The sequence below is a fragment of the Streptomyces sp. CBMA156 genome (assembly GCF_014596515.1).
Taxonomy (GTDB): Bacteria; Actinomycetota; Actinomycetes; order Streptomycetales; family Streptomycetaceae; genus Kitasatospora.
In genome coordinates, this window is the sequence record NZ_MSJQ01000252.1 from 1 (window position 1) to 14,177 (window position 14,177).

General features: G+C 77.1%; 1 protein-coding gene. It reads left to right on the top strand.

Annotated elements, in window-relative coordinates:
• Positions 1–14,057 (top strand): non-ribosomal peptide synthetase (locus BU198_RS20995; protein ID WP_188298398.1); only part of this gene is annotated, 14,057 nt, incomplete at its 5' end.
• Positions 14,058–14,177 lie beyond the last annotated feature (120 nt).

A 14,177-nucleotide genomic window follows, 5' to 3' on the forward strand; every position in this document is an offset into this window, starting at 1 on the left:
CCCTGCCCGACCACCTGGTCCCCGCGGTCGTGGTGCCGCTGCCCGCCCTGCCGCTCGCCCCCGACGGCACGCTCGACCACGCCAGGCTGCCCGACCCGGGGCCGGCCGCGCCCGCCGTCCGCCACGTCGCCCCCCGCACCCCCACCGAACGCGCGCTGGCCGGCATCTGGGCCGAAGTGCTGCGGCTGGAGCGGGTCGGCGCCGACGACAACTTCTTCGACCTCGGCGGCGACTCCATCCTCGGCATCCAGGTGGTGGCCCGCTCCCGGCAGGCCGGGCTGCCGGTGACCTCCCGCGACCTGTACCGGCACCAGACGGTCGCCGCGCTCGCCAGGGCCGCCGAGGACGCCGAGGCGCCGGCAGCGCCCGCACCGGTGGCCGCCACCGGCGAGGCGGCGCTGACCCCGATCCAGCGCTGGTGGTTCGACCGGGCCGCCGGCCGGGCCGGCCACTTCGCCCAGGCGCTCTCCCTGCTGCTGCCCGGTGACCTGGACCGGGCCGCGCTGGAGGCGGCCCTGACCGACCTGGTCGCCCACCACGACGCGCTGCGCTCGGCCTTCACCGCCCCGGACGGCGCCGGCGCCGTGCGCTGGCGGATCGAGGAGCCGGCGCAGCGGACCGTCCTGACCAGGCACACCGGCCCCGACGACGACACCCCGCACTTCGGCCCGTACGACCTGGCCGCGGGCGGTCCGCTGCTGCGCGCCGTGCTGCACGAGCGCGCCGGGGGCCGGCCGCCCGTGCTGCACCTGGCCGTCCACCACCTGGTGGTCGACGGGGTCTCCTGGCGGGTGCTGCTGGAGGACCTGGACACCGCCTACCGCGCCCGCCGCGACGGCCGGGACGGCGCGGCGGCGCTGCAGGCCAAGTCCTCGCCGCTGCGGCAGTGGGCCGCGCGGCTGAGCGCCTTCGCCGCCGGGGGCGGCTTCGAGGACGAGGCGGAGTACTGGGCCCGGGCCGTCCCCGGCCAGCCCGCGGAAACGTTTCCCGCGGAGCCGGACGGACCCGCCACCTACGCCACCGAACGCTCCGTCACCGTCCGGCTGAGCGCCGCCGACACCGCCGCCCTGCTGCGCACCCTGCCCGACACCTACCGCACCCAGGTCAACGACGTGCTGCTGAGCGCCCTCGGCCGCGCGCTGTGCGGGGAGAGCGGCCTGGAGCGGGTCGTGGTGGACGTCGAGGGCCACGGACGCGAGGAACTGTTCGCCGAGCTCGACCTCAGCCGTACGGTCGGCTGGTTCACCACCCGCCACCCGGTCGCCCTGGCCGTCCCCGCCGAGGCCGGCTGGGACACCGTCCTCAAGCAGGTCAAGGAGCAGCTGCGGGCCGTCCCCCGGCGCGGCCTCGGCTTCGAGGCGCTGCGCCACCTCGGCAGGCCCGGCACGGCCCCCGAGGCCACGGCCGCCCGGATCAGCTTCAACTACCTGGGCCGGATCGCCCTGCCGGACGACGCGGACGGGCTGTTCCGCGGCACCTTCAGGCCGCTGGAGCTGGACGCCGACCCGGCCGTCGAGCGCCCCCACCCGCTGGAGGTGGTCGGCCGGCTGGACGGCGACGCGCTGGAGTTCACCTGGTTCCACTCCGCCGCCGTGCACCGGAGCGGGACGGTCGAGGCGCTGGCCAGGCGGTTCGCCGAGGAGCTGGCCGGCCTCGCCCGCCACGCGGCCCGCCCCGGCGCGGCCGGCCGCACCCCGTCCGACTTCCCGCTGGCCGGGCTCGACCAGCCGGCGGTGGACCTGATCACCGGCGCCGACCCGGGCGCGGTGGAGGACGTCCTGCCGCTCACCCCGACCCAGTCCGGCATGCTCTTCCACGGCCTCGCCGAGGAGGACAGCGGCGCCTACTTCCAGCAGCTGGACTTCGTCCTGGAGGGCGTGCCCGACCCGGCGCGGCTGGCCGAGGCCTGGCAGCGGGTCACCGACCGCACCGCCGTGCTGCGTGCCCACGTCCGCTGGCAGCAGGTGCCCGAGCCGGTGCTGGTGGTGCACCGGTGGGTGGCCGTGCCGGTCACCCACCTGGACTGGCGGGCGCTGTCCGGGGAGGAGCGCCGCGACCGGCTGGCCGGGCTGCTGGACCGCGACCGGGCCCGCGGCCTCGATCTCGGGCAGGCGCCGCTCCAGCGGCTGGTGCTGGTCCGGCTCCCGGAGGGCCGGGTGCGGGTGCTGTGGTCCTTCCACCACCTCGTCCTGGACGGCTGGAGCCTGTTCCAGGTGCTCTCGGACGTCTTCGCGGTGCACGCCGCCCTGGCCCGCGCCGGACGGGACGGCGAGATCCCGTACGGCACCGTGCCGGAGCGCCGGCCCTACCGCGACTACCTGGCCTGGCTGGCCGGGCGCGACCACGCCGAGGCCGAGCGGCACTGGCGGGGCCGCCTCGCCGGGCTGGCCGAGGCCACCCCGCTGCCGTACGACCGCGAGCCGGTGCAGAGCCACCGCGCCGAGTCCACCCGGGCCGTGCCGTTCACCCTGCCCGCCGCCGCGACCAGGGCGCTGGAGGACCTCGCGCGCGGCTCGGGGCTCACCCTCAACACCCTGGTGCAGGGCGCCTGGGCAGTGCTGCTGGGCCGCCAGGCCGGCCGCGCCGAGGTGGTGTTCGGCACCACCTCCTCCGGGCGGCCGCCCGAGCTGCCCGGGGTCGAGACGATGACCGGCCTGTTCATCACCACCCTGCCGACCCGCACCACGGTGCCCGCCGAGGGCACCCTGCTCGACTGGCTGCGGACGGTGCAGCGGGAGCAGAGCGAGGACCGCAGGTACGGCTTCGTCCCGCTCACCCGCCTGCGCGCCGCCACCGGACTGCCCGAGCAGACCGGCCTGTTCGACAGCCTGGTGGTGTTCGAGAACTACCCGGTCGACGAGGACGCGGCCGACGCCCACGGCCTGCGGCTGCGCGACCTCGACGGGATCGAGACCACCAACTACCCGCTCACCCTGCTGGCCTACCCGGGCCCCGAGCTGAACCTGCGGCTCTGCTACGACCCGCGGCTGTTCGACGAGTCCACCGTGCGGCGGCTGACCGGGCAGCTCACCGCCGTGCTGACCGGCCTGCCCGAGGGGGCCCACCGCCCGCCCGCGCTGCTGCCGCTGCTGACCGGGGAGGAGCGCCGGCGCGTCCTGACCGACTGGAACGCCACCGACGCCCCGGAGCCCGCCGCCGACATCGCCGAGCTGTTCGCCGAGCAGGTGCTTCGCACCCCGGAGGCCGTCGCCCTGGAGACCGCGGAGCAGCGCCTGACGTACCGGGAACTCGACGCCCGGGCAGCGGAGCTGGCCGGTCGGCTGGCCGCGCACGGGGTCCGGGTCGAGCAGCCGGTCGGGGTGCTCATGGAGCGCTCCGTCGAGCTGGTCGTCGCCCAGCTGGCGCTGGTCCGCACCGGCGGGGTGTACGTGCCGCTGGACGGCCGGGCGCCGCGCGAACGGCTGCACCGGATGCTGGCCGAGGCGGGCGCGGAGCTGCTGCTCACCGACGCCCACCGGGCCGGCACGGCCGCCGGACTGCGCCCGGCTGGGCGGGTGCTGCGGGTGGACCTGCCTGAGGAGCACCCGCCGGTCGTGGCCCCGGCGGCCCCGGCGGCCGTCCACCCCGACAACGTCCAGTACCTGATGTTCACCTCGGGCTCCACCGGCACCCCCAAGGGCGTCGCGGTGCGCCGCAGAGACGTCGCCGCGCTCGCCCTGGACCGCGCCTTCACCGGCCACGACCGGGTGCTGGTGCACTCCCCGCACGCCTTCGACGCCGCCACCTACGAGCTGTGGGTGCCGCTGCTGCGCGGCGGCACCGCCGTCCTCGCCGCGCCCGCCGAGCTGGACGCCGCCGCCGTCCGGCACGCCGTCACCGGACAGGGCGTGCGCTGCCTGTGGCTGACCGCGGGCCTGTTCCGGCTGCTCGCCCAGGAGGACCCGGGCTGCCTGCGCGGCGCCCGCGAGGTGTGGACCGGCGGCGAGGCGGTGCCCGGCGCGGCCGTCCGCAGGGTCCTGGAGGCCTGCCCCGGCCTCACCGTGGTCGACGGCTACGGCCCCACCGAGACCACCACCTTCGCCACCCGCAGGGCCTTCCCGCCCGGCGACGAACTGCCCGCCGTGCTGCCGATCGGCCGCCCGCTGGACAACACCAGGGTGTACGTCCTGGACGGCGCGCTCCAGCCCCAACCACCGGGTATCACCGGGGAGTTGTACATCGCCGGGGCCGGGCTCGCCCGGGGCTACGCGGGCCGCCCCGGCGAGACCGCCGCCCGCTACCGGGCCGACCCCTTCGGCCCGCCCGGCACCCGGATGTACCGCACCGGCGACACCGTCCGGTGGAGCGAGGACGGCGAACTGCACTTCGTCGGCCGCGCGGACGACCAGATCAAGATCCGCGGCTTCCGGATCGAACCCGCCGAGATCGAGGCCGGGCTCACCGCCCACCCCGCCGTCGCCGAGGCCGTGGTCTCGCTGCACCAGGACGCCGGACGCAAGCTCCTCGTCGCCCACCTGGTGCCCGCCGAGGGCACCGAGCCGCCCACCGCCGCCGACCTGCGCGCCCACCTGGCCGCCGGCCTGCCCGACTACATGGTGCCCACGGCCTACGTCACCCTGCCCCGACTCCCGCTTACCGCCAACGGCAAGGTGGACCGCCGCCGGCTGCCCGCCCCCGACCCGCAGCGGGCGGGCGGCGACCGGCCGCACCGCGCCCCCGGCACCGAGGCCGAGCGCCTGCTCGCCGCGATCTGGGCGGAGCTGCTCGGCGTCGAACGGGTCGGGCTGGACGACGACTTCTTCCTGCTCGGCGGCGACTCCATCCTCAGCATCCAGGTCGTCTCCCGGGCCCGCGCCGCCGGACTCGCGCTCTCCCCACGCGACCTGTTCCGGCACCCCACCGTCGCCGCCCTGGCCGCGGCCGCCGGCAGCGCCGTCACCGTGGCCGGCACCGAACCGGTCAGCGGCGAGGTCGGCCTGACGCCGATCCAGCACTGGTTCCTCGACCCGAACCCGCCGTACGCCGGGCACTTCGACCAGTCCCTGGTGGTGGAGGCCCCGGGCGCCGTCGACCCGCAGGCGCTGCGCCGCGCGCTGGCCGCCCTGTGGGCCCACCACGACGCGCTGCGCTCCCGGTTCGTCCGTTCCCCGGACGGCGCGTGGCAGCAGTACTGCGCCCCCGCCGACGAGGCCGCGCCCGAGCTGCTGGAGGTCCACGACGGAGCCCTCGAAGAGGCGGTGACCGAAGCCGCCCACCGCTCCTTCCGGCTGGCCGACGGCCCGCTGATCACCGCCCGCCTGCTGGTCGGCTCCCCGACGGCGGGCGACGACGGCACCCGCCCCGACCGGCTGCTGCTGGCCGTCCACCACCTCGCCGTCGACGGCGTCTCCTGGCGGGTGCTGCTGGAGGACCTGGAGACCGCCTACCGGCAGGCCGTCGAGGGCCGCCCGCTGCGCCTGCCCGCCCGCACCACCTCCGTCCGGGAGTGGGCCCGCCGGCTGGCCGGGCACACCGCGGCCGGCGGCTTCGCCGGGCAGCGCGACCACTGGCTGGCGGCCGCCCGGGCCTGCGCCGAGCCGCTGCCGGTGGACGGCGACGGCGGCAACACCGCCGCCGACCTGCGCGAGGTCACCGTCCGGCTGGACCGCGAACGCACCGACGCCCTGCTGCGCGAGGTCCCCGCCGTCTACCGCACCCGGATCGACGACGTGCTGCTCACCGCGCTCGGCCGGGTGCTCGCCGACTGGACCGGGCGCGGCACCGTCGCCGTCGGGCTGGAGGGACACGGCCGCGAGGACCGGCTCTTCGAGGACCTCGACCTGTCCCGGACGGCCGGCTGGTTCACCTCGCTGTACCCCGTCGCCCTCGACGTCCCCACGGGGGACTGGGGCACCGCCCTGAAGGCCGTCAAGGAACAGCTGCGCGCGGTGCCGGACCGCGGCCTCGGCTACGGCGCGCTGCGCCACCTCGCCCGGGACGAGGCACTCGCCGCCCTGCCCGCCCCCGGCATCAGCTTCAACTACCTGGGCCGCTTCGACTGGTCCGCCGACGGCGCCGCCTTGGTCCGCGCCGTCCCCGGCGGCCTCGGCGGCGCGGAGGCCCCCGGCGCCGAGCGCCCGCACCTGCTGGACGTGGTCGCCCGGGTCGAGGACGGCCGGCTGGAGATCGGCTGGTACCACAGCGCCGGCCGGCACCGCCCGGAGACCGTCGCCGGGCTCGCCCGGGCCATGCTGCGCGCGCTGGAGGAGATCGTCGCCCACTGCGCCGAGCCCGGCGCCGGCGGCCGCACCCCCGCCGACTTCCCGCTCGCCCGCCTCGACCAGGCGGCGGTGGACCGGATCGCCGGGGACGGCCGGACGGTCGCCGACGTCTACCCGCTGACGCCGATGCAGGCCGGCATGCTCTTCCACAGCCTGCTCGACCCGGACGGCGACACCTACGTCAACCAGGTCCAGCTGGTGCTCACCGGGGTCACCGACCCGCACGCGCTGGCCGAGGCGTGGCAGCAGACCGCCGACGCCAACCCCGTCCTGCGCACCCGGCTCAGCTGGCAGGACGGCGCCGAACCGCTCCAGGTCGTCCAGCACCGCGCCGTCGTCCCGGTGACCCACCACGACTGGACCGGCCGCCCCGACGAGCAGGCCGAGCGGGACACCGCCCGGCTGCTCGCCGAGGACCGGGCGGCCGGGCTCGACCTCACCGGCGCACCGCTGCTGCGGCTGGCCCTGATCCGGCTGGCGCCGGACCGGGTACGGGTGGTGTGGACCTTCCACCACGTGCTGCTGGACGGCTGGAGCGCCGCCCAGGTCTTCGACGAGGTGTGCGAGCGCTACGCCGCCCTCACCGCGGGCCGCGCGCCCGAGCCGGTCGAGCGCGCCCCCTACGCCGACTACCTGCGCTGGCTGGCCGGCCAGGACCGGGCCAGGGTCGAGCAGTACTGGCGGGACACCCTGGCCGGCTTCCCCGCCCCCACCGAACTGCCCAGGGACCGCCGACAGGACGGCGCCCACCGGGCCTCCTCCTCGGCCTCGGTGCGGGTCGCCCTCGGCCCCGGGCTCTCCGAGCGGCTGCGCACCACCGCCCGGCAGGCCGGGCTGACCGTCAACACCGTGCTCCAGGGCGCCTGGGCGCTGCTGCTCTCCCGCTACGGCGGCGGGGACGACGTGGTGTTCGGCACCATCGTCTCCGGCCGGCCCGCCGAACTCCCCGGCGTCACCTCGATGGTGGGGCTGTTCATCAACGCGCTGCCGACCCGGGTGCGGATCGACGGGCGGCGCCCGCTGCTGGACTGGCTGCGCGAGGTCCAGGACGCCCAGTCCGAGGCCAGGCGGCACGACGCCGTCTCGCTGGCCCAGCTCCAGGGCTGGAGCGAACTGCCCGGCGGCACCGCCCTGTTCGACAGCATCGTGGTCTTCGAGAACTACCCCTTCGACGCCGGGTCGCTGACCAGGCACGGCCTCGGCGTGGAGACCGAGCACGTGCTGGAGCCGACCAGCTACCCGCTCAGCGTGGTGGTCGCGCCCGGCGACTCCATCGAGGTCAGCCTCGACCACGACCCGGCCGCCTTCGACGCCGCCACCGTCGAAGGGCTCGGGGCGAGCCTGCGCACCCTGCTCACCGGGATGGCGGCCGGTCTCGACCGGCCGGCGGCCGAACTGCCGCTGCTGGACCCGGCCGAGGGGCGCGCACTCCTGGACCGCCTCGGCGGCCCGGTGCGCCGGGCGCCCGCCGGCACCCTGCCCGAGGCCTTCGCCCGGCAGGCCGCCCGCACCCCCGGGGCCCCGGCGGTGCACTCCGGCGACGAGCTGCTGACCTACCGGGAGCTCGACGAGCGCTCCAACCGGCTGGCCCGGCTGCTGATCGAGGCCGGGGCCGGCCCCGAGCGGTTCGTCGCGCTCGCCCTGCCCCGCACCGTCGACCTGGCCGTGGCCCTGCTCGCGGTGCTCAAGAGCGGCGCCGGATACCTGCCGGTCGACCCCGGCTACCCGGCCGAGCGGATCGCCTACCTCTTCGAGGACGTCCGGCCCGACGCCGTCGTCACCGGCGCCGCGACCGAAGGGCGGCTGCCCGACGGGCCGTACACCCGGATCGTCCTGGACGACCCGGCCTGCCGGGACCGGCTGGCCGCCGCCCGCACCGACGCCGTACGGGACGGGGAGCGGCGCGGCGCCCTGCGGCCCGAGCACCCCGCGTACGTCATCCACACCTCGGGCTCGACCGGCCGCCCCAAGGGCGTGGTGGTCGCCCACGCCTCGGTGCTCGCCCTGACCGACTGGGCCGCCGCCGAGTTCGCCGGCCGCGGCCTGGAGCACGTGATCGCCGCCACCTCGCTCAACTTCGACGTGTCGGTGTTCGAGATCTTCGCGCCGCTGCTCTCCGGCGGCCGGGTGGAACTCCTGCGTGACCTGCTGGCCCTCGCCGAGCGCCCCGGCCCCTGGCGGGCCGGCCTGCTGAGCGCGGTGCCCTCCGCCCTCGGCGGACTGCTCGCCGACGGCGCCGTGCACCTCGCGGCCGACACCGTGGTGCTGGCCGGCGAAGGACTGCCCGCCCGCACCGTGCGCCGGGTCCGCGAGGCCGTCCCCGGCTGCCGGGTACTGAACGTCTACGGCCCCACCGAGGCCACCGTCTACGCCACCGCCCACACCTGCGACCCCGGCGACCCGGACCGCGACCCGCCGATCGGCCGCCCGGTCGGCGGTGCCAGGGCCTACGTCCTGGACGAGCGGCTGCGCCCGGTGCCCGTCGGCGCGCCGGGGGAGCTGTACCTGGCCGGCACCGGCGTGGCCCGCGGCTACCTGCGCCGCCCCGGACTGACCGCGGGACGCTTCCTGCCCGACCCGTACGGCCCGCCCGGCAGCCGGATGTACCGCACCGGCGACCGGGTGCGCTGGAGCGCCGACGGCGCACTCGGCTACCTCGGGCGCGCCGACGACCAGGTCAAGGTACGCGGCTTCCGGATCGAACTCGGCGAGGTCGAGGCCGCGCTGGCCCGCCACCCGCGGGTCGCCGCGGCGGCCGCCCGGGTGGTCGACCAGGACGGCCACAAGCGGCTGGTCGGCTACGCGGTGCCGCGCGACGGCGCCCTGCCCGACCCGGCCGAGTGGCGCTCCTTCCTCGGCCGCACCCTCCCCGACCACCTGGTGCCCGCCCTGGTGGTGCCGCTGGAACGGCTGCCGCTCGGCGCCACCGGCAAGCTCGACCGGCGCGCCCTGCCCGTCCCCGCCCCGGCCGCCGGGAGCACCGGGAGCACCGGGAGCACCGGGAACATCGGGAGCACCGGGAACGACCGGCCGCCGCGCACCGACACCGAGCGCGCCCTCGCCGCGATCTGGCGCGAGGTGCTCGGCGTGCCCGAAGTGGGCGCCGACGACAACTACTTCACCCTCGGCGGGGACTCCATCCTCGGCATCCAGGTCGTCTCGGCGGCCCGCCGGGCCGGCCTCGCGCTGACCCCCAGGGACCTGTTCGCCCACCAGACCCTGGCCGAACTCGCCCGCGCCGCCGAGCGGGCGCCGCGCCCCGGGCCCGCCGCCGACCAGGGCTTCGTGACCGGCGAGGCCCCGCTCACCCCCGTCCAGCACTGGCTGCTGGACACCCTCGACGGCGACCCCGCCCGGCTCACCCAGTCCGTCTCCTTCACCCTGGCGCCCGGCACCGAGGAGGGCCCGCTCCGGGCCGCCCTGGCCGCCGTCCTGGACCACCACGACGCCCTGCGGCTGCGTTACGAACCGCTCGCCGGCGGCCGGTGGCGCCAGCACGGCACCGAACCCGGCCAGGCACCCGAACTGCGCCCGCACCACCTGCCCGCCGCCGGCCCCGAGGAGCGCGAGAGCGTCCTGCGGGACCTCGGCGAACAGCTCGCCGAGGACTTCGACCTGGCCGCCGGACCACTGCTGCGCGCCGCGCTCTGCCGCTTCGCCGGCGAGCCGCGCCCGGTGCTGCTGCTGGCCGCGCACCACCTGGTGGTCGACGCGGTGTCCTGGCGGATCCTGCTGGAGGACCTGGAGCGCGCCCACCGCGCTGTGAGCGCCGGCGAACGGCCCGACCTCGGTGCCAGGAGCACCTCCTTCCCGGCCTGGGCCGAACGGCTCGCCGCACACACCGCGGCCGGCGGCTTCGACGAGGAACTCCCGTACTGGCAGAGCCTGGTGGACGACACGCAGGCCACCGGCCCGGACGGCGGGCTGCCCACCGACCTGGACGGCGCGAACACGGCCGACACCGAGGAGTCGCTGACCTTCGCCCTCGGCACCGAGGACACCCGCCGGCTGCTCCAGGACGTCCCGGAGGCCTACCGCACCCGCGTCAACGACGTGCTGCTCTGCGCCCTCGGCCGGGTCCTGGCCCGCTGGACCGGACGGCGCCGGGTGCTGGTCACCCTGGAGGGCCACGGCCGCGAGGAACCGTTCGACGGCGTCGACCTGTCCCGCACCGTCGGCTGGTTCACCACGATGTACCCCGTCGCCCTGGAAGTCCCCGAGGACGCCGACACCGGCATCGCCCTGAAGGCCGTCAAGGAGAGCCTGCGCGCCGTCCCCGGCGGCGGCCTCGGCCACGGCGCGCTGCGCCACCTCAGCCCGGCACCCGGCCTCACGCTCCCTCAGATCGGCTTCAACTACCTGGGCCGGCAGGACTGGACCGCCACCCCCGGCGGCCTGCTGCACGCCCCGGCGGGCCCGCTCACCGGCGGCATGGACCGCACCGCCCGCCGCCCCCACCTGCTGGACGTGCTCGGGCAGGTCACCGAGGGCCGGCTCTCCTTCACCTGGTCCTACTCCCGCCGGGTGCACCACAGCGGGACGGTCGCCCGGCTCGCCGCCGAACTGCTGGACGAGCTGCGGGAGATCGTCCGCCACTGCGCCGGACCCGGCGCCGGCGGCCGCACCCCCTCGGACTTCCCGCTGGCCGGCCTGGACCAGGCCGCCGTCGACCGGCTGGCCGGCACCGGACGGGAGGTGACGGAGATCCAGCCGCTCACCCCCACCCAGACCGGCATGGTGGTGCACGGCCTGGACGAGGCCGAACACGGCCTGTACGTCGAACAGATCACCTTCGTCCTGGACGGCGCCCGCGACCCCGGCCTGCTGGCCGCCGCCTGGCAGCACGTCGTCGACCGCACCCCGGTGCTGCGCACCTCCGTCGTCCTGCGCGGCGTTCCGGTGCCGCTCCAGGTGGTCCACCGGCAGGCGGTGCTCCCGGTCACCGAGCACGACTGGAGCGGCCTGACCACCGAGCAGCGGCAGGGCCGGCTGGAGGAACTGCTCGCCGACCGGCGCACCCGCCCGCTCGCCCTGGACCGCGCCCCGCTGCTGCGGCTCGACCTGATCCGGCTCGGCCCCGACGCCGTCCGGGTGGTGTGGGAGTTCCACCACGTCCTGCTGGACGGCTGGAGCGTCTTCCACGTCCTCGCGGACGTCCTCGCCGCCCACGCCGCCCTCACCCGCGGCGAACGGCCCGCCCTGCCCGAACGCCGCCCCTACGCGGACTACGTCGGCTGGCTCGCCGCCCGCGACACCGGCGCCGCCGTCGAGCACTGGCGCGGCGTACTGGCCGACCTCGCCGCCCCCACCCCGCTGCCCTACGACCGCCGGCCCGCCCCGGGCGACACCGCCCGCTCCGGGGACTGGCTCTCCTACCGGCTCGACGAGGCGCGGACCGAGCGGCTCCAGGAGTTCGCCCGCCGCCACCGCCTCACCCTCAACACCGTCGTCCAGGGCGCCTGGGCGCTGCTGCTGTCGCGCTGGAGCGAGGAGCGGCGGGTCTGCTTCGGCACCACCGTCTCCGGCCGCCCCGCCGACCTGGCCGGCTCCGACGGCATCGTCGGCCTGTTCATCACCACCCTGCCCGCCCGGGTCACCGTCGACGGCGCGCGGCCCTGCGCCGACTGGCTGCGCACCCTCCAGGAGGAGCAGGCCGAGGACCGCCGATTCGACCACCTGCCGCTGGCGCGGATGCACGGGCTGAGCCGGGTGCCGCCCGGCACCGAGCTGTTCGACAGCCTGGTGGTCTTCGAGAACTACCCGGTCGGCGACGCCACGGCCGGCGCGCACGGCCTGCTGGTGCGCGACCTGGACGCCAGGGAGGCCACCAACTACCCGCTCACCCTGGTCGTCTCGCCCGGCGAGCGGCTCGCCGTGGAACTCGGCCACGACCCGCGCCACCTCGACCGGGAGACCGCCGAGCGGCTGGCCGACCGGCTGCTGCACACCCTGTCCGCGCTGGCCGCCTCCGACGGCAGTACCCCGCTGGACCGGCTCGACCTGCTGCCACCCGGCGAACGCGAACGGCTGTTGCACGGCCCGGCCCGCCCGGCACTCGACCCGGTCCCCCCGGCGACCCTGCCCGCCCTGGTCGAGGCCGCCGCCGACCGGTGGCCGCAGGCCGTCGCGCTCAGCGCCGCCGACCTGGAGCTGACCTTCGCCGAGGCCGAGGAGCACGCCAACCGGCTCGCCCACCGGCTGATCGCGCGCGGCGCCGGCCCGGGCGGGATCGTCGCCCTGCTGCTGCCCCGCTCGGCCGACACGGTGCTCGCCGAACTGGCGGTGGCGAAGACCGGCGCCGCCTTCCTGCCCGTCGACCCGAACTACCCCGAGGAGCGGATCGGGGCGATGCTGCGCGACGCCGCCCCCGCGCTGACCCTGGACGCCAAGGAGGTCGCCGAGCTGCTGGCCGCCGACCGGGACGGCGCCCCCGGCCACCGGCCCACCGACGCCGACCGCGGCCGCCCGCTCGACCTCGACGACCCGGCGTACGTCATCTTCACCTCCGGCTCCACCGGCACCCCCAAGGGCGTCGTCGTCACCCACCGCGGCCTCGCCGCCTTCGCCGCCGCCGAGGCCGCGCACTACGGGGTCGCCCCGGGGGACCGGGTACTGGCCTTCGCCACCCCCAGCTTCGACGCCTCGGTGCTGGAACTGTGCCTGGCCCTCCCGCACGGCGCCCGGCTGGTGGTGCCCGAACCGGGGCCGCTGCTCGGCGAACAGCTCGCCGGACTGCTCGCGGCCCAGCGGATCACCCACACCCTGCTGCCGCCCGCCGCCCTCGCCACCCTGCCGGCCGGCACCCCGGGCACCCTGCCCGCGCTGAAGACGCTGATCGTCGGCGCCGAGGCCTGCGGGCCCGACCTGGTAGCCCGCTGGGCCCCGCACCACCGGATGGTCAACTCCTACGGCCCCACCGAGGCCACCGTGGTCGCCACCTGGTCCGCGCCGCTGACCGCGGACGGCGCCGCCCCGCCGATCGGCCGCCCGCTGCCCGGCACCGGCGCCCGCGTCCTGGACGCCCGGCTGCGCCCGGTGCCCGACGGCGTCCCCGGCGAGCTGTGGCTGAGCGGACCCGCCCTGGCCCGCGGCTACCTCGGCCGGCCGGGACTGACCGCCACCCGGTTCACCGCCGACCCGTACGGCCCGCCCGGCACCCGGATGTACCGCACCGGCGACCTGGTGCGCCGCGACCGCCACGGCGAACTCCACTACCTGGGCCGCACCGACCACCAGCTCAAGCTGCGCGGCCACCGGATCGAGGCGGGTGAGGTGGAGGCGGTGCTGGCCCGTCACCCGGCCGTGCTGGACGCGGTGGTGAGCATCAGGGAGGACGAGCCCGGGCTGCCCCGGCTGGTCGCCCACCTGCTGGCCGCCCCCGGCACCGAACCGCCGACCGGCGCCGAACTGCGCGCGCTGGCCGCCCGCTCGCTGCCCGGCCCGATGGTCCCCTCGGCCTTCGCCGTGCTGGAACGTTTCCCGCTCACCGCGAGCGGCAAGACCGACCGCGCGGCGCTGCCCGCCCCCGGACCGGACGAGGCCGAACCGGCCGGACGGGTCGAACCCCGCACCCCCACCGAGGAGGCCGTGGCGGAGATCTGGGCCGACACCCTGCACACCGCCGTCGGCGCCACCGACGACTTCTTCCAGCTGGGCGGCGACTCGATGCGGGCCCTGCTGATCGCCTCCCGGGCCAACGACGCCTTCGGCGTCACGCTCACCCCCCGCGACGTGCTGGTCTCCCGCACCGTGGCCGCCCTGGCGGACCTGGTGGAGGACCTGGTGCTGAGCGAACTCGAAGCCGCGCTGGGCGGCCCCGACGATGACGAACGGTGAGGAGCCGACCATGACGCCTTCGACGCCTTCGACGCCTTCGAAGCGGGACCGCGCCGCCGCGCTGCCCGCCGACCTGCGCGAGGCCCTGCGGCAGCGGCTGGCCGGCCGGGCCGGCGGCGG